Annotated in this window: 17 protein-coding genes and 7 tRNA genes; 3 read left to right on the plus strand and 21 right to left on the minus strand. The window is 28.3% G+C overall.

Annotated features, from left to right (window positions below):
* Positions 1–49 precede the first annotated feature (49 nt).
* The 15 genes from rplL to ileS form a co-directional block, all read right to left on the minus strand.
* Positions 50–418 (minus strand): 50S ribosomal protein L7/L12, encoded by a 369-nt coding sequence (gene rplL / locus H0H60_RS02335; protein ID WP_185862571.1) that lies wholly within the window; start codon positions 416–418, stop codon positions 50–52.
* Between the two features lie 4 nt (positions 419–422).
* On the minus strand, positions 423–968 hold the full coding sequence (rplJ, locus tag H0H60_RS02340; RefSeq protein ID WP_185862572.1) for a 50S ribosomal protein L10: 546 nt from the start codon (positions 966–968) through the stop codon (positions 423–425).
* Positions 965–1,663, minus strand: a complete 699-nt coding sequence (gene rplA, locus H0H60_RS02345) for a 50S ribosomal protein L1 (RefSeq protein WP_185862573.1) — start codon at positions 1,661–1,663, stop codon at positions 965–967. Before rplA ends, rplJ begins: the two co-directional genes overlap by 4 nt.
* A gap of 6 nt (positions 1,664–1,669) precedes the next feature.
* Positions 1,670–2,104, minus strand: coding sequence for a 50S ribosomal protein L11 (rplK, locus tag H0H60_RS02350; protein ID WP_185862574.1), 435 nt, complete (start codon positions 2,102–2,104; stop codon positions 1,670–1,672).
* Between the two features lie 9 nt (positions 2,105–2,113).
* A complete protein-coding gene (gene nusG, locus H0H60_RS02355; protein ID WP_185849663.1) occupies positions 2,114–2,662 on the minus strand; it encodes a transcription termination/antitermination protein NusG in 549 nt (182 codons plus the stop codon).
* Between the two features lie 12 nt (positions 2,663–2,674).
* Positions 2,675–2,863 (minus strand): preprotein translocase subunit SecE, encoded by a 189-nt coding sequence (locus H0H60_RS03180; RefSeq protein WP_185862575.1) that lies wholly within the window; start codon positions 2,861–2,863, stop codon positions 2,675–2,677.
* Between the two features lie 19 nt (positions 2,864–2,882).
* Positions 2,883–2,955 (minus strand) — tRNA-Trp (locus tag H0H60_RS02365).
* Positions 2,956–2,966: 11 nt separating this feature from the next.
* Positions 2,967–4,154, minus strand: coding sequence for an elongation factor Tu (gene tuf, locus H0H60_RS02370; protein WP_185862576.1), 1,188 nt, complete (start codon positions 4,152–4,154; stop codon positions 2,967–2,969).
* A gap of 42 nt (positions 4,155–4,196) precedes the next feature.
* A tRNA-Thr gene (locus tag H0H60_RS02375) sits at positions 4,197–4,268 on the minus strand.
* 16 nt (positions 4,269–4,284) lie between these two features.
* Positions 4,285–4,357 (minus strand) — tRNA-Gly (locus tag H0H60_RS02380).
* Positions 4,358–4,375: 18 nt separating this feature from the next.
* Positions 4,376–4,459: transfer RNA gene (locus H0H60_RS02385), tRNA-Tyr, on the minus strand.
* Positions 4,460–4,466: 7 nt separating this feature from the next.
* A tRNA-Thr gene (locus tag H0H60_RS02390) sits at positions 4,467–4,540 on the minus strand.
* A 103-nt stretch (positions 4,541–4,643) separates the two neighbouring features.
* On the minus strand, positions 4,644–5,285 hold the full coding sequence (locus H0H60_RS02395) for a lipoprotein signal peptidase (RefSeq protein ID WP_185862577.1): 642 nt from the start codon (positions 5,283–5,285) through the stop codon (positions 4,644–4,646).
* Between the two features lie 12 nt (positions 5,286–5,297).
* The gene (locus tag H0H60_RS02400; RefSeq protein ID WP_185862578.1) at positions 5,298–5,687 is read right to left on the minus strand and encodes a TraR/DksA family transcriptional regulator; all 390 of its coding nucleotides are present in this window, start codon (positions 5,685–5,687) and stop codon (positions 5,298–5,300) included.
* Between the two features lie 2 nt (positions 5,688–5,689).
* The gene (ileS, locus tag H0H60_RS02405) at positions 5,690–9,118 is read right to left on the minus strand and encodes an isoleucine--tRNA ligase (protein ID WP_185862579.1); all 3,429 of its coding nucleotides are present in this window, start codon (positions 9,116–9,118) and stop codon (positions 5,690–5,692) included.
* A 152-nt stretch (positions 9,119–9,270) separates the two neighbouring features.
* On the opposite strand from ileS, the gene mutS reads away from it, so the two are divergent.
* The 3 genes from mutS to H0H60_RS02420 all read left to right on the plus strand — a co-directional run bounded on the left by mutS (position 9,271) and on the right by H0H60_RS02420 (position 12,021).
* A complete protein-coding gene (gene mutS / locus H0H60_RS02410; protein WP_185862580.1) occupies positions 9,271–11,793 on the plus strand; it encodes a DNA mismatch repair protein MutS in 2,523 nt (840 codons plus the stop codon).
* 59 nt (positions 11,794–11,852) lie between these two features.
* A tRNA-Gly gene (locus H0H60_RS02415) sits at positions 11,853–11,925 on the plus strand.
* An 11-nt stretch (positions 11,926–11,936) separates the two neighbouring features.
* Positions 11,937–12,021, plus strand: a tRNA-Leu gene (locus H0H60_RS02420).
* Positions 12,022–12,027: 6 nt separating this feature from the next.
* On the opposite strand, the gene guaB is transcribed toward H0H60_RS02420, so the two are convergent.
* The 6 genes from guaB to dnaB form a co-directional block, all read right to left on the minus strand.
* A complete protein-coding gene (gene guaB, locus H0H60_RS02425; RefSeq protein ID WP_185862581.1) occupies positions 12,028–13,503 on the minus strand; it encodes an IMP dehydrogenase in 1,476 nt (491 codons plus the stop codon).
* 122 nt (positions 13,504–13,625) lie between these two features.
* On the minus strand, positions 13,626–13,985 hold the full coding sequence (locus tag H0H60_RS02430) for a hypothetical protein (RefSeq protein ID WP_185862582.1): 360 nt from the start codon (positions 13,983–13,985) through the stop codon (positions 13,626–13,628).
* Between the two features lie 92 nt (positions 13,986–14,077).
* A complete protein-coding gene (rplS, locus tag H0H60_RS02435; protein ID WP_185862583.1) occupies positions 14,078–14,428 on the minus strand; it encodes a 50S ribosomal protein L19 in 351 nt (116 codons plus the stop codon).
* A gap of 12 nt (positions 14,429–14,440) precedes the next feature.
* Positions 14,441–15,832: a phosphoglucosamine mutase gene (gene glmM, locus H0H60_RS02440; RefSeq protein WP_185862584.1), complete on the minus strand. Its 1,392-nt coding sequence runs from the start codon at positions 15,830–15,832 to the stop codon at positions 14,441–14,443.
* A gap of 52 nt (positions 15,833–15,884) precedes the next feature.
* Positions 15,885–17,120: an ABC transporter permease gene (locus H0H60_RS02445; RefSeq protein WP_185862585.1), complete on the minus strand. Its 1,236-nt coding sequence runs from the start codon at positions 17,118–17,120 to the stop codon at positions 15,885–15,887.
* 11 nt (positions 17,121–17,131) lie between these two features.
* Positions 17,132–18,712 carry a replicative DNA helicase gene (dnaB, locus tag H0H60_RS02450; RefSeq protein ID WP_238784888.1) on the minus strand — a complete coding sequence of 527 codons (1,581 nt, stop codon included), beginning with the start codon at positions 18,710–18,712 and terminating at the stop codon, positions 17,132–17,134.
* Between the last annotated feature and the right edge of the window lie 43 nt (positions 18,713–18,755).

The following is an 18,755-nucleotide window of genomic DNA, read 5'->3' on the forward strand; positions in this document are numbered from 1 at the left end:
AATCTAACAGTAATTTTAACTTAAAAACAAAAAAATAAATTTTTATTTATCATTTCAATTCAACCTCAGCACCAATTTCTTCAAGTTTCTTTTTTAATTTTTCTGCTTCTTTCTTATCAACAGATTCTTTAATAACGTTTGGAACATTATCTACTAATTCCTTAGATTCTTTTAGTCCTTTTCCAGTGATCTCTTTAACTAATTTCACCACAGATAATTTAGAACTTCCTGATGATTTTAAGATTAAATTAAAAATATTTTTTTCTTCTTTTTCGGAAGACTCTTCCTTTTTTTTTGAAGAATCCATCACTAAAGTATTAGATGGTTCAATTCCATACTCATTTTTTAATAGATTAGATAATTCATTAACTTGTTGAACCGTCAAGTTCACCAATTGTTCTGCTAGCTTTTTTATCATTTTATTATTTATTGTTTTTTTTAGATATAGATAACGTTTTTAGAATTCTAAAAATTTGATTTTCTCCATATTTTATGGATAAAATAACCTGTTCAATAGGATATTGAAGCATTCTTAAAATATCTATTATGAGATCTTTTTTAGATTTAATATTAATTAATATATCTAAATCTTTATTCCCAAAATAAAAAGATTCTTCCATATATGCTCCTTTTAAATAAGGCTTTTCTACTTTTTCGTAAGAATGAAAATTTCTTATAATTTTTGACGGAATATTCCCTAAATCTGAATTGCAAGCTAAAACAGAAGTGTTTCCATTTAAAATAGAAAAAAAAGAATCTAATTTTTTATTTTTAATATTTTCTAAAGCTTTTTTCAATAAAGTATTTTTAACTACTTTCATTTGAATATTATATTCACAAAAATTCTTTCTTAGAATAGAAATTTGATTAGAATTTAAACCGGATATGTCAATTAAATATATTGTATCATTATCCGATAATATAGAAATTAATTTCGATAATTCTGTTCTTTTTTTTTCTTTCTTCATTTGTTTATAAAACTTTTATAATCGACTAAAAGACTACTACTCATAGTAGTCGATAAATAAATACTTTTTATATAAGATCCTTTAGATGAAGAAGGTTTACTACGAATAATTTGACTCATGAATGCTTTTGCATTATTCGATATATATTCATAATTAAAAGATACTTTTCCGATAGAAGCATGAATAATTCCATAACGATCCGCTTTAAAAGATATCTTTCCAGATTTAATTTCCTTAATAGAATTCCCTGGATTTGTAGAAACTGTATCCATTTGAGGATTTGGCATTAGCCCCCTTGGTCCTAATATTTTTGCTACAGAACTCAATTGAGTCATAACAGACGGCATAGCTACAATCACGTCAATATCTATCCATCCAGATTTAATTTTTTCTATATAATCTAGTCCTATATAATCCGCTCCAGCTTCTTTAGCTTCCAATTCTTTATCTTTTGTAACTAAAGCCAAAACATAAACATTTCTTCCTATTCCATGTGGTAATTGAACAGTTCCTCGTACCATTTGATTTGGAATACGTGTATCTATATTTAGATGAACAGAAATATCCACCGATGCGTCAAATTTAACAAAAGATATTTCTTTAAGAATAATAGATGCTTCATCAAGAGAATATTTCTTATGTTTATTAGTTTTTTCCAGAATTTTTTTTCTATTTCTTGTTAATTTATTTGACATAAGTATTTATTTATCAACTTCTATTCCCATAGAACGTGCAGTCCCAGCAATCATAGATATAGCAGAATCGATGGAAAAACAATTCATATCTTCCATTTTATTTTTTGCAATAATTCTAATTTGATCTAAACTTACTTTTCCAATTTTAGAACGATTTGGTTCTCTGGATCCTTTTTTTACTTTTATTATATTCATTAACTGAATAGATACCGGAGGTTTTTTAATTAAAAAAGAAAAAGATTTATCTTCATAAATAGTAATAATCACTGGACATATCTCTCCCTTCCATTTTTGAGTTCTAGAATTATATTGTTTACAGAATTCCATAATATTCACCCCTGAACTTCCTAAAATAGGACCAATAGGAGGTGCTGGATTGGCATTTCCTCCATTTATTTTTTGTATTTTGATTTTTTTTACTATTTTTTTTTGACTAACCATTATTCTATTTTAAATTTTTTCTATTTGTGTAAAATTCAATTCTAAAGGAGTTTTTCTTCCAAAAATCAAAACAGCTAATTCCAGTTTTCTTTTTTCTTCATTAATTTTTTCAATAGTTCCATTAAAACCACTAAAGGGACCATCTATGACTTTTATAGTTTCTCCAACCACAAAAGGAATGCTCAAATTTTCATAATTTTCGGATAGTTGATCTATTTTTCCTAACATTTTATTAACCTCTTCTTTTCTCATAGGAATGGCCGAACCACCTTTTCCTTCACTTAAAAAATTTATAACACCAGGAACATTCTTGATGGCATGGACGGCCTCTCCCTCAAGATGGGCTTCTATCATCACATATCCTGGAAAGTGAACTTTTTCCCTGTGGATTTTTTTCCCCTTCCTCATTTGTATAACTTTTTCAATGGGAACTAAAACCTTCCCTATATATTCTTGAAACCCATTATCTCTAATTTCATTCTCAATATAAGACTTTACCTTATTCTCTTGACCACTAATGGTTTTTAAAACATACCATTTTCTTTCCAAATCACTCATCGCTTTTATGTTTTATTTTAATGAAAATAATTTTTTAATAAAAAAAATAAAAAAAACATCTACTCCATATAGAAACAGAGATAAAAATATAGAAAAAAACGACACTACTATCGTAGTAACTTGTAAATCTCCCCACTTAGGCCAGGTTATGCAATAAACAAACTCATCGTAAATCTCCAAAAAAAAATTTCTTTTTTTCATGCTATATCTACGATTTTTGCACGGATGGTAAGAATCGAACTTACGACATTCGGTTTTGGAGACCGACGCTCTACCAACTGAGCTACATCCGTTTATTTTATGATTAATCCATAATATGAGTAACTTGCCCAGCACCTACAGTCTTTCCTCCTTCACGAATAGCAAAACGCAAATTTTCACTTAAAGCTACCGGCTGATGTAAATATACTTCCATAGAAATATTATCTCCAGGCATAACCATTTCTATTCCATCAGATAAATGAATTTCTCCTGTAACATCTGTCGTTCTCAAATAAAACTGTGGACGATATTTATCATGAAATGGTGTATGCCTTCCTCCTTCTTCTTTTGTAAGAATATATACTTCCGCTTTAAATTTCTTATGAGGTTTTATAGATCCTGGTTTTCCAATAACCATTCCACGTCGAATATCTTTTTTTTCTATTCCACGTAATAATAATCCTACATTATCTCCAGCCTGACCTTTATCTAGAATTTTACGAAACATTTCTACTCCTGTTACGGTAGACGATAATTTTTCTTCTCCCATCCCAATAATGTCAACTAAATCTCCTGTATGAATGATTCCACTTTCAATACGACCAGTAGCAACGGTCCCTCTTCCTGTAATTGTAAATACATCTTCTACAGGCATTAGAAATGCTTTATCCATTTCTCGAACAGGTTCTGGAATATATTCATCTAATACATCCATTAATTTTTGGATCTTTTCTACCCACTTTTTTTCTCCATTCAAAGCCCCTAAAGCAGATCCTTTAATCATAGGAATATTGTCTCCGTCATATTCATATTTAGAAAGCAACTCTCGGATTTCCATTTCTACCAATTCTAATAATTCTGGATCATCTACTTGATCTACTTTATTCATAAAAACGACTATTTTAGGAACCCCCACTTGACGTGCTAACAAAATATGCTCTCTTGTTTGAGGCATAGGTCCATCTGTAGCTGCAACTACTAAAATAGCTCCATCCATTTGAGCTGCTCCAGTAATCATATTTTTAATATAATCTGCATGTCCTGGACAATCTACATGAGCATAATGTCTTTTCACTGTTTCATATTCTACATGAGAAGTATTGATAGTTATCCCCCTAGCTTTTTCCTCTGGAGCATTATCAATTGCATCAAAACTTTTCTCTTCCGCCAATCCTATTTCTGATAATACTTTTGTTATGGCAGCTGTTAAAGTTGTTTTTCCATGATCAACGTGACCAGTTGTACCTATATTTAAATGTGGTTTGTCACGTTTAAATTTTTCTTTTGCCATGATGATAGTTTCTAAAATTTTTAATAATTCTTAATAAGAAAAAGCCAACGGCGGGAATTGAACCCGTGACCTCTTCCTTACCAAGGAAGTGCTCTACCTCTGAGCTACATTGGCCTTCATCCATAAGTAGAGCGGAAGACGGGATTCGAACCCGCGACATTCAACTTGGAAGGCTGATGCTCTACCAACTGAGCTACTTCCGCCTAAGATGCATAATAATATGGGGAGAGCAGGATTCGAACCTGCGAAGGCAAAGCCAACAGATTTACAGTCTGTCCTCGTTAACCAAACTTGAGTATCTCCCCAAAAGAAAGCCGGTGGAGGGATTCGAACCCACGACCCCGAGATTACAAATCACGTGCTCTAACCATCTGAGCTACACCGGCTGCTTTTGTCATATAGAATAAATAACTATTATTCACTAACTATGGAAATCAGGTAGGTACAAATCTATAGAGATTTTTATAAATCTCAAAAAAATAATGGGTATCAAAAAATTTTTGCATGTTTAATTTTATTTTTGAAAATAAACAATAAAACAACTCCAAGAAATATTACAAAATCAGATAAATTGAAAACTGGTTGAAAAAAATGAAAATGATCCCCACCAATAAATGGAATCCAAGTAGGAATATATGTATCTATTATGGGAAAATAAAACATGTCTACTACACATCCTTCCATGAAAGCGGCATATCCATTTGATAAATGAAAATTTATTTTAGATATTCCTGCATAAGATATCCATTTATGAGATTCTTTATCATAAATGGTTCCTGTATCAAATAACAATCCATATAATGCACTATCCAATAAATTACCTATAGCTCCCGATAAAATAAAAGTAGTAGGAATTATCAAATAATTAGAAGATTCTTTTTTGATCTTTTTGTAAATAAAAACAGATAGAAAAAAAACCAGAATAATACGAAAAACACTTAAAATAATTTTTCCTAAATATCCAGGAGCGAGATAAATGCCATAGGCCATCCCAGGATTTTCTACAAAAAAAATCCAAAAAAATGGAAATATATACACTCCGCTTCCCAATTCAAAATGAGTTTTTACATAAATTTTTAAAATTTGATCTACTAATAAAATAGAGAAAATACTTAAAAAAACTTTTTTCAAAAAATTAAAAATTTACTTTTTTTGTTCTTCAACTTGTCTTTTTCCTTCAATACTTAAAGTAGTATGTGGAACGGCCATTAAACGTGCTTTAGGAATCAATTTTTTTGTTATGCGACAAATTCCATAATCTTTGTTTTCAACTCTGATCAAAGCGGCATTCAAACTTCGTATAAATTTTTGTAAGTGTTCTATGATTTGAGCATTTTGTTCTTTACTAAGCGTTTCTGATCCTTCCTCAAAAGCTTTAAATGTAGGATACGTATCATCTGTTCCATTATTTTGATCATTAGCAAAGGATTCTTTAAGAATTAACAAATCTTTTTTTGCTTTTTCCAGTTTTTCAAGTATCAGTTTACGAAACTCATTCCTCTCTTCCATCGAATATCTTTGTTTTATTTTCATTTTTATATGTTTTCGACTTTCTGAATCAGTATATATATGGAATAATCTTCAAAATTAACCATTATTCCTTTTTTTTCTATATCTTCTTCTAACAAAAGATCTACAGCTAGAGTTTCTTGACAAATATAGTCTTTGTATTTCTGTATGAGAGATTTTATTTTTTGAATGGTATTTATATAGATTAATATCTTTTCTACAACTTCATAGTTGTACTTTTTTCTCAATTTCTGTATATACCTAATAAATTCTCTTATAAAGCCTTCTTCCCAAAGATAATTAGTAACACGAAGATCTAAAGCAATTGTCAATTCATTATCAAATATAATAGACCAATTTTTAATAATTTCAGTAGTAATTTTAACATCTTTTAAAAAAAGAACAACTTTTTCTCCTTCAAGAAAAAAAACATATTTTTTTTTAATTTCTATTTCTTGAATTTCCTCATGAGTGAATTTTTTAATGATTTCCGAAATTTTTTCAGTTTTATTTCCAAATCTAGGACCCAAAGATCTATAATTTGGTTGAATGCTCTTTTTCAATTCTAAAGATTTAGGAGAATCCGTATATTCAATTTCCTTTACATTAATTTCTTGTTTAAGAATTTCAGATATTTCTTGCAATCCGAAACGGATTTTCGGTTTTTTAACCAAAACAAGTAATTTTTGTAAAGGTTGACGAATTTTTATCCCATTTCTTTTTCTAATAGAAAAAACCATGGTAGTAATTTTTTGAACCATAACCATTCTTTCTTCCAATTCTTTATTTACAAAATTTGAATTATAAATTGGAAAATCCCCCAAATGAATACTCTCAAAATTTTCTTTTTTTGTAACGGAGTTTAAATCCATATATAATTTCTCTGAAAAAAATGGAGTAATAGGAGAAATTAATTTAGCAATTGTAATTAAACATTTATAAAGTATCTGATAGGCAGATATTTTATTTTTCGTATATTCTTCTTTCCAAAATCTTCTTCTACATAACCTAATATACCAATTACTTAACTTATTTAATACAAAAGAAAAAATAAAACGAGCGGCTTTAGTAGGATTATAATTTGAATAATGTTCATCTACTATTTTAATCATTGTATTTAATTCAGAAAGAATCCAAAAATCTAATTCTGTATTGTTTTTGTTTTCTAAATAACAATCTTCTTCTTTATAGGAAAACCTATCTATATTGGCATAGAGAACAAAGAAAGAATAAATATTGTAAAGGGTTCCAAAAAATTTATTGATCCCTATATGAATTTCTTTTATGTTAAATTTTAAATTATCCCAAGGTTCAGAATTAAATACAATATACCAACGAATAGCATCGGGTCCATAATTTTCTATCAAATTGAATGGATTTATGGTATTTCCTTTGCTTTTAGACATTTTATGTCCTTTTTCATCCAAAACTAAACCAGTAGATATAACATTTTTATATGCTGTAGAATTAAACAAAATAGAACTAATTACATGTAATGTAAAAAACCATCCTCTTGTTTGATCTATTCCTTCTGCAATAAAATCTGCGGGAAAAAACAATTTTTTATCTATAAAGTCTTTATTTTCAAATGGATAATGAAATTGAGCATATGGCATAGCTCCAGAATCAAACCACACATCTATTAAGTCAGGTTCTCGATTCATTGGTCTTCCTTGACCAGAAACTAATATTACATCATCTAAAAAATGTTTGTGTAAATCTATTTTTTCATAGTTTTCATCTGTCATATCACCTGGAGTAAAATGATTCCATGGTAGATGAGACATAAATCCATGTTCAATAGATTTCTGAATCTCTATAAATAATTCCTTAACAGATCCTATAACTATTTCTTCTTTTCCGTCTTTTGTTCTCCAAATGGGTAATGGAGTTCCCCAATATCTAGAACGTGATAAATTCCAATCTTTTACATTTTCTAGCCAAGATTCAAAACGTTTTTTTCCTATAAATTTTGGATGCCAATCGACTTTCTTATTTAAAAGAATCATCTTATTTTTTACTTTATTAGTATTTATAAACCATGAATCTAAAGGATAATAAAGTATAGGTTTTTCTGTTCTCCAACAATGTGGATAAAAATGTGTATACATTTCTACTTGAAAAACTTTTTTTTCTCTTTTAAGAAAAGAAACTATTTCTTGATCTACAGAAACTTTTTTTTTATTTTTTTTTGAATAAAAATCTTCTTTGACATATTTTCCACCAAATCCATGAGGAAAATTATTTAAAAATCTTCCTTGCGTATCTACTAGAGGAACTAGTTCTTTTTCTTGATTCAAGACTAACATAGATGGAATATCATGTTTTCTAGCTAATTTTAAATCTTCAATTCCAAATGTAGGAGCTACATGAACGATTCCTGTTCCTTCTATTGTATTTACATAACTTCCTTCTATAACTTGAAAGGCTTTTTCTTCTTCTTGATAAGGTTTAAACCATGGAAGTAATTGTTCATACCTACTTTGAATTAATTTTCTTCCTTTTAATTGATATTCAATAAAATAAGGTAATCTGTTTTTGTTTATTTTTATACGATCAAATTCACTAATATTTGAAACGGGATAGAATTTTTTTGGTAATAAAACTTTATGAATTAATTTTTTAGCAAAAATAATGTTTTCTTTTAAAAAAGTATATGGATTATAAATTCTTACTAAAAGATAATCTATGTTTGAACCTATAGCCAATGCAGTATTAGATGGAAGTGTCCAAGGTGTAGTCGTCCAAGATATAAAATAAATGTCTCCCAAAAAATTACGAATTTCTTTTGGAAGAGTTTCTTTTTTAGCTTTAAATTTTAAAGTAGGAGCTATTTGCTTTACTTCCTTATATGTTCCTGGCATGTTTAACTCATGATGACTTAATCCAGTTCCTGCAGCAGGGGAATATGGTTGAATTGTATAATCTTTATAAAGAATCTTTTTTTGATATAGTGTTTTGATTAACCACCATATACTTTCTATATATTTTGAATGATATGTGACGAATGGTTTTTTCATGTCTAACCAATATCCTATTTTGTCCGTAAATTTTATCCATTCTTTCATAGATTCGTTAACGAAACTTTCACAAATCCTATTATATTCTTCTACACTGATACTCTTTCCTATATTGTTTTTAGTGATTCCCATTTTTTTCTCTACATTCAGCTCAATAGGTAATCCATGAGTATCCCATCCTGCTTTTCTAATCACTTTTTTCCCTTTAATAGTATGATATCTACAAAATATATCTTTTATCGTTCTTGCTACCATATGGTGTAGTCCTGGACTTCCATTTAAAGAAGGCGGACCCTCATAAAAAATATAGGTAGATATTCTATTTCCAGATTGAAAACTTTTTTGAACAATATTGTTTTTTTTCCAATATTGATATATTTCTGCAGCGATCTTTTTAAGATCTAGGTTTTTATATTCTCTAAATATTTTTGACATAATGAATCAAAATTCAAAAAAAAAGGTTTTTATCCTTTCAATTAAACTTTTTTATAAAAAAATACCCTATTTTATTTAATTGCTACTCTTCAATATATTATGAAATTAATGACCGTTTTTTGAAAATAAAGCCCAAATTACTTTTATATATTATGAATAAAAACCAAAATTATAATTTTCAAAAGGAAGAAACTCCATTAGTCAAACAATATAATGATATAAAAGCTAAATATCCAGATACTATATTATTATTTCAAGTGGGAGATTTTTATGAAACTTTTGGAGAAGATGCTATAAAGTGTTCTAAAATATTAGATATAGCTTTAGCAAGAAGATCTAACAGTCATAAAAACAATCATTTAGCGGGATTCCCTTATCACTCTTTAAATACTTATTTGCCAAGACTAATACGCTCAGGACATCGTGTAGCTATTTGTGATCAATTAGAAGAACCAAAAAAAGGAAAAAATATTGTCAAGAGAGGAGTCATAGAACTAGTAACACCAGGAATAGCTATAGACGAAAATATTTTACAAACTAAATCCAATAATTTTTTAGCCTCTATTCATGCAGATAAAAAATACTTAGGATTAAGTTTTTTAGATATTTCCACAGGAGAATTTTTCATAGTAGAAGATGCCAAAGAAAATCTGATACACTATTTAAAACATTTTAATCCAAGTGAAATACTTTTTCAAAGAAGAGAAAAAAAGTATTTTGAGGAATTGTTTCAAAACAAGTATTATACCTTCATTATGGAAGATTGGATGTTTAATTATCCATTCGCATATGAAAAATTAATATCTCATTTTCAAACAAATTCTTTAAAAGGCTTTGGGATTGAAGATTTAAAATTAGGAATTATAGCATCCGGAGTTATATTAAGTTATTTATATGATACACAGCATTATAAAATAAAACACATTTCAAACATTAAAAGAATCAAAAAAGAGGAACACATGTGGATTGATGATTTTACTTTCCAAAACTTGGAAATATTTCATGGCCTGAATAAACAAGGAGTCTCCTTAATTGATATCATAGATCAAACCTTAACCCCTATGGGAAGTCGATTATTAAAACATTGGATTTATTTTCCTTTAATCAATATTGCTTCTATAAAAAAACGTCACCAAATAGTAGAAGAATTATTTTTGAATCTTTCAATTCTTGATTTTATCCAAAAAAAACTTAAAGAAGTCTATGATATCGAACGAATGATTTCAAAAATGGCCATTGGTAGAATTTCTCCACGTGAAATCATTACATTACATAAATCTTTGACAGCTATTTATGACATACAAAAAATTTTATTATCCAAACAATCTAAAATTCTCTCAGAAATAGGAAATTGCTTTCAAGATTGCCATATAATATCTAAAAAAATTACAGAAACTATCCACCTAGATCCTCCAAATCATATTGAAAAAGGAAATGTAATTGTAAAAGGATTTTCTCAAGAATTAGACAAGATTCGTTTTCTATGTTTTTCCAAAAAAGAATATCTCGAAAAACTCCGTTCTATTGAACAATTAAATACAGGGATTTCCAATTTAAAAATTGGTTATAATAACATTTTCGGATATTTTTTTGAAGTTAAAAGCACAAAAAAACACAAAGTTCCATCTCATTGGATACGAAAGCAAACATTGACTAATTCGGAAAGATATACTACTGAAGAATTAAAGAATTATGAATTGCAAATTCTAAATTCTGAACATAAAATTTTATCTCTTGAAAAAGAAATTTTCCATAATCTGATCAACCAACTATTAAAATATATAAAACCTTTACAGAAAAATGCAAAAATAATTGCAAAATTAGATGTGTTATGTTCATTTTCTATTTCTGCGTTAGAAAATAATTATATAAAACCGGAAATAACTCATTCTTTTAAACTATGTATAAAAAAAGGAAGACATCCGGTAATTGAAAGACAATTTATTTCTAAAATATCCTATATTCCTAATGATGTTTTTTTAGATAAAACAGATCAACAAATCATGATTATCACAGGACCGAATATGTCCGGAAAATCAGCTATTTTACGTCAAACAGCTATCATCATACTAATGGCTCACATTGGAAGTTTCGTTCCTGCTCAATATGCAAAAATTGGTTTAGTAGATAAAATGTTTAGCAGAGTTGGAGCCTCTGATAATATTTCTTTAGGAGAATCTACTTTTATGGTAGAAATGAATGAAACCGCAAACATATTAAACAATCTTTCTAAAAGAAGTTTTCTTATTTTAGATGAAATTGGACGAGGAACTAGTACATATGATGGAATATCTATTGCTTGGTCCATTGTTGAATTTTTACATGAAAACTCTTTTAGACCTTTAACTTTATTCGCTACTCATTATCATGAATTAAACAAGATGAGTTCTTTTTTCAAAAGAATTCAAAACTACCACATTTCTGTAAAGAAGATTAATGAAAATATTATTTTTATGCGAACATTGATTGATGGAGGTAGCGAACATAGCTTTGGAATTCATGTAGCAAAAATTTCAGGAATGCCTATAAAAGTCATCCACAGAGCGAAAGAAATATTAAAAACGTTAGATAAAAAAAATCAATTTTTTCAAGAAGAAAATCCTAAAATTTTCTTCAAGAAAAAAGCATTTGTTATCCTGAAAAAAATTATGAATTATTTCTTTAAAAGAAAATAAATTATTTGCGATATATATTAAAGTGTTTTTACCTTTATATAGTCATTTGTTTTTAACAAGCGAGAATAGCTCAGGTGGTAGAGTACGACCTTGCCAAGGTCGGGGTCGCGGGTTCGAATCCCGTTTCTCGCTTTTTTTTTACCACCCGGGTGGTGGAACTGGTAGACACACAGGACTTAAAATCCTGTGATCTGTAAGATCGTACGGGTTCGAATCCCGTCCCGGGTATTCTTTCTACTCTCCTATTTTTTTATAATTGAAATAATTTGGAGATTCCTTTGTAATGCTTACACTATGTGGATGATTTTCTTTTAATCCAGAATTAGTAATTGTTACAAATTTTCCCATTTCCATTAGTTCTGGAATAGTAGAAACTCCACAATATCCCATTCCCGAACGCAATCCTCCACAAATCTGATAAAGAACATCTTTCATTTTTCCTTGATAAGGAACTTTTGCTTCTATTCCTTCTGGAACAGATTTTTCATTAAATTGAAAATAACGATCTCTACTTCCTCTTTTCATAGCATCTAATGACCCCATTCCTACATAAGTTTTGAATTTTCTCCCTTGAAAAATTATTTCTTCACCTGGAGCCTCATCAGTTCCTGCAAACAAGCTACCAATCATTACAGAACTTGCTCCAGCAGCAATAGCTTTAACTACATCTCCAGAATACCTAATTCCTCCATCCGAAATGACATTTACATTTCTTTTTTTTGCATATTCACAAACATCTTGTATAGCAGTTATTTGTGGCATTCCTACTCCAGCAATAACTCTTGTTGTACAAATAGATCCGGAACCAATTCCAACTTTTAAAATAGTAGAACCAGCGTCTATTAAATCTTTAGCTGCTTCCATAGTAACTATATTTCCAGCTATTAAAACTATTTCTGGAAAACAAGTTCTGATGGATTTTATCATTTTTAACACACTGAGAGTATGACCATGAGCTGAATCTATGGAAATAAGATCTACTCCTACTTTTACTAAAGAATCTACCCGATCCAAAGTATTTTTGTCTATTCCTACAGCTGCTCCCACACGCAAACGTCCTCTAGAATCTTTGCAAGCATTGGGATATTCTATTAAATTATCTATATCTCTGATAGTAATTAGACCCACCAGTTTTTTCAAATCATCTACAATAGGTAGTTTTTCTATTCTTTCTTTCAAAAGAATATTTTTTGCCTCTTCTAAAGTTATGTTTCTTTTAGAAGTAATTAATTTTTCTTTGGTCATTACATCTTCAACTAAAGAATCTAAATCCATACGATATTTAATATCTCTATTAGTTATAATCCCTACTAAAACATGATCGTCATCAATTACAGGAAGTCCTGATATATGATACTTTTTCATAAGATATTGTGCATCTCTAAGTGTTGATTTCCTAGATAAAGTAATAGGATCATCTATCATTCCGCTTTCACTCCTTTTTACCTTGTAAACCTCTTCCGATTGGTTTTTTATATTCATATTTTTATGAATAATTCCCATACCACCTTCTCTAGCTATAGATATAGCTAGAGAAGATTCTGTTACAGTATCCATAGCCGCGCTCAATATGGGTATGTTAAGAGTTATATCAAATGTTAAGGAAGTCTTAAGAGATACTTCTGACGGAAGAATAGAAGAAAAGGATGGAACAAGTAATACATCATCAAAAGTTAATGCTTCCTTTAAAATTTTTTTATTTAAAGACATAATCTTGATTGTTTTTTTTAAAATATATGTAATTTTAAATAGTTAAGTGATTTAGGATGATCTAATATTCTTATTTTCAAACTAAATAAAAAAGAATAAGTTGGCATTCAATATGTCATTTTTCATTTTTTTTCAAAAAAAATCAAATAATGATATATTTTTTCATTCCAAATTTTTATATAAATTTGTCCAGAATATGTTATAACTGAAATACTATTGATTATGATGAAAAAATTAAGAATTACTGTAACCACAATTTTTTTAGCAATATTTTTATTTACAAGTAGTTGTAATAACAAATCTAAAAACGAAAATAGCAATCCTACTACAACAGAAGAGGAAAAAACAGCTAATACGAATGATAATACAACAAATTCTGCTCCTACTACTCCTCCTTCTACATCATCTAGTGAGGAAGAAACCTCCAATTCGAATTCAAAAAATGAAGATTCCACATCTAATAACAATAAAGAAAAAGACAAGGTAACTTCTGAAGAGAACGAAAAAAATAATAAATAAAAAAAAAACCAAAAGAGAGGAAAAGCTCAAGTTTTTTTCTCTTTTGGTTTTGCCGTTACCTACTTTTTACTCTTGCTTTCTTACCTCGAAGAAATCTAAAATAATAAATTTTTGATTTACGTACTTTTCCTTTTTTATTTATTACAATGCTTTTTATACTAGGTTGATTGAAAATAAATATACGTTCTATTCCTATTTCTCCACTCATTTTGCGAACAGTGAAAGTTTTTGTTAGTCCTTTTCCTTGTCTCTTAATAACCACTCCTTTAAAAGATTGAATTCTTTTTTTTTCTCCTTCTTTAATTTCAAAAAAAACAGTGATAGTATCTCCAGAACCAAATGGAGGGAAATAATTCTTTTGAATATATTTTTCTTCTATATATTTCACAAAATTTTCCTTTGACATTACGTTATAAAATTAATTATTATTTTTCATTTCATATAGAATCTGTTTTGTCAAAAAATCCGTTCTTTTTTTTGAGTAGCTTTCTATATGTAACCGAAGAATATTTTCGGTATTAGATTTTCTCACATGGATCCATTCATTATTTAGCAAATAAATCTTGATTCCATCTTCAAGATCCATATTTTTTCCTTTATATTTATCTTTCATTCTTTCTATAATTTCTCCAATTTTTTGATTGGAAGATAATCTAATTTTCCTTTTAGACATAAAGTAATTAGGATATCTTTTTTTTAATTTAGTTAACGATATTCTGGAAAGTTTAGCGACATGAGTTAAAAATAAAGCAATACCTACCAATGCATCTCTTCCATAACGTAAATCGGGGTAAATAACCCCTCCGTTACCTTCTCCTCCAATAATAGCTTTAACTTCTTTCATTTTCTTCACAACATGTACTTCTCCTACAGAAGTAGAATAATAGGGAGCTCCTTTATTGGTAGATAAATCTTTTAATGCATGAGAAGAAGATGAAGTAGAAACGATAGGTCCTATTTTATTTCCCAATAAATAATCTGCAATTGATACCAAAGTATATTCCTCTCCAAAGAAGTCTCCATTTTCACAAATAAATACCACTCTATCCACATCTGGATCTACAGAGATTCCTAAATCTGCTCTCATTTGTGGTACTTTTTTGCAAATTTCTTTTAAATTTTTCTCAATGGGTTCAGGATTATGAGTAAAATCTCCATGAGGATCACAATACATTTTTATTACTTTTACTCCCAAACATTTTAAAAGAATAGGAACTGCTATTCCTCCAGTAGAATTAATTCCATCCACAACAATTTTAAATCTAGCTTCTTTAATAATCTCTTTATCTACCAACGGTAAAGAAAGAATAGTATCTATATGTTTATGAATATAATTCTTTTTATATCGATGAGTACCTAATTTATTAAAAGAAACAAAATGGAAATACTCTTTTTCCACTATATGAAATACTTTTTGAAAGTCTTCTTCAGATAAAAATTCTCCTTGGGAATTAAACATCTTTAATCCATTCCAATTTTTTGGATTATGACTGGCTGTTAACATTATACCTCCATCTGCTTTTTCATTCATAACGGCTATCCCAACAGTAGGGGTTGTAGATAAACCAATGTCAATAACATCTACTCCAAGACTTTGAAAAGTTATAACCAAAAATCGTTGAAAAATGGAAGATGTCATACGTCCATCTCTGCCTAATACTATTAAATACTTATTTTTATTCTTATATTTCCTTTTCATCCAGGAAACATATCCCGCTGAAAATTTGATAATCTCTAGAGGAGAAAAACCTTCCCCTTTTTTTCCTCCCAGTGTACCTCTTATTCCAGATGAAGATTTTACAAGTGTCAAAAATTAATTGGATTTTTCTATATAACAAAAATACAAAATTAATTCTTGAAAATTACTCAAATTTAATCACTTTAATAGGAGGTATTTTATTAATAATAAATAAAGAAGGAAAAAAAACGGAAAAAAAACATACTGATATAATAGATATATTAACAAATAAAAAGTAATTTATATTTAAATGAATGGGAACAACATTGACATAATATTGTGTTTGATTTAATGATATCAATTGGAATTTTTGTTGTAGTATTAAAAACAAAAAACTAATACTATTTCCTATTATTAACGGAGGTATTAAAATATGTATAATATAATATAAAAATATTTTCTGTATGATTCTATTTCTAGCTCCTAAAGTTTTTAAAATACCTATGGTTTTCATTCTTTCTAAAAGAAGTATTAGAGAAAATACAATTATATTAAATATTATAGCTATAATAACAATAAAAATAATAACAAAAATATTAACATTAAAAACATTTAACCATTCCATAATATCTTTATGATATTGATCATATATAGTTTTAACTAGGAATTTATCAGAATATTTATGATCTATTTCTTTCTTTATAGATTCTATTCTATTAGGATCAATAGAAAATGTAAAAATTTCAAATCCTTCTACAAAATCATGTTTCCATCCATTAACACTCTGTATATGTCTCATATCGCCAATCAGATAAACATCATCAAATTCAGGAATTCCTGTTTCGTATAAACCACATACATAAAATTTTTTATAAAAAACAGAAGGTTTTCCATTTTTAATGGAAATAAAACCTATTAAAATAGAGGATCCTTTATTTAATCTCAATAAAATAGAATTTTTTTTGGATAAAAAAATTCCATAACTGGAAAACAAATTTTTCTTTGATCCTGATACTAAAAAATTTTTAAAAAAAACAGGATTATGATCTTTGGATATTCCTTTGAAAACAAATCTATCTATATCTTGTATTCCTTTATTTGTAGTACAAATTATTACTTCTTTTTCAGAAAAAGGAGAAATACAACTAACGGAATTAAAAAGAAACAAATTCTTCTTTTCTAAAGAAAGAAAACAGGTTTTTTTTTTCGGATTACTTGTGACAATAATTGGACCTTGAATATTTAAAAATTTCTCGTTGATTACTTTTTTAAACCCAAAACCTATAGAAAAAGTTAAAATACTTATAATTACACTAAATACTATAGTGTGTTGTGTCACTAAAACTATAGTACGTAATACTTTCTTTTTTCTGCAATCTTTCCAAATTGTTTTTCTGGAAAAAAACCATTCAAAATTCAATAAACTTTCATTTAAAATGAAAAAAAATCCTCATCTTTCAAAGAATCATTATTATAGTTAAAATTGTTTTCATGTTTGTCATTTTCTTCATTAGGAAGATATTCTATAAAACAATTTTCTTTTTCCAAAACATTTTTTTGATAATCTTCCTTCCATATTGGATTGTTCTCTTCCTTAAATTCCTCAAAATTCATAAATTTTGCTTGATCACTTATAAATTTTAAACGAAACCGATCCAGACCTCCATTTCTATGTTTAGCTATAATTATTTCTGCTTGACCTATACAAGACTCTTTATCCTCTGTATCCCAAGTATTAAATCCATAATATTCAGGTCTATAAATGAATAAAACGATATCTGCATCTTGTTCAATTGCCCCGGATTCACGTAAATCAGATAGCAATGGTCTTTTATTTCCACCTCTTATTTCTACTGCTCTAGACAACTGTGATAAAGCTATTATAGGAATGTCTAACTCTTTAGAAAGAGATTTTAAACTACGAGAAATTATGGATATTTCTTGTTCTCGATTTCTTAATTTTGAACCAGGATCACTAATACCCATTAATTGCATATAATCTATCATAACCAATTTTACTCCATGTTGAGAAATTAAACGACGACATTTTGCCCGTAAACTGAATATAGATAAAGATGGAGTATCGTCTATAAAAAGTGGAGCGTTTTTTAACTTTTTAGTTTTGTAAAATAAACGTTTCCAATCTAAATCAGAAAGACTAGCACTTTTAAGTTTTTCAGATGAAATACCAGTTTCTGAGGAAATTAATCTAGTGATTAATTGAATAGAAGACATTTCCAATGAAAAAATGACCACAGGAACTTTTTGTTGAATAACAATATTTCTAACCATAGATAACATAAAAGTAGTTTTTCCCATTCCAGGTCTAGAAGCAAGTATTATCAAATCTGAATTTTGCCATCCAGAAGTAACTTTATCCAAGTTGTGAAATCCAGATGGAATTCCACTCAAACCTTCTTTATTCTTTTCTATTTCTTTTATCCTATCAATAGCTTTTCTTATAAGACATTGAGTTGTTTCATACTTTTTTGTTCTTAAATATTTTTGATTTATTTCAAAAAGCTTGGATTCTGCTTTATCTAAAAGCTCGAAAACATCTGTACTATCTTCATAACAATGTTCTATAATATTTGAAGATATGCTAATTAATTTTCTTAGAATAAATTTTTGTTGTACAATCCGACTATGATATTCTATGTGAGCAGATGAAATAACTTTCTGTGTTAATTCTATCAAATAGAACTCTCCACCTGATTTTTCAAGTTGTCCATTTTTACGAAGTTGATTAGATACAGTATAAATATCTACAGGTTTAGAATTCTGATATAATTGCTGTATTGAACGAAATATTTCTTGATGTTCCTTTTTATAAAAGACTTCTGGAACAAGTATATCTATAATCTCATCTAATCCCTTTTTATCAATCATAACAGAACCTATAATCGCCTCTTCTAAATCCAATGCTTGAGGAGGTATTTTTCCATTTTTAATTTTCATAAAATTATGATTATGACAAGGGGTCCAATCTTGCTCTTGGATTATATCACTCATTGTTTTCATGATATATTTTTTACATTTATAGATAAGAGCGAAT

Origin of the sequence: Blattabacterium cuenoti (assembly GCF_014251735.1) — a bacterium.
GTDB lineage: Bacteria > Bacteroidota > Bacteroidia > Flavobacteriales > Blattabacteriaceae > Blattabacterium > Blattabacterium cuenoti_C.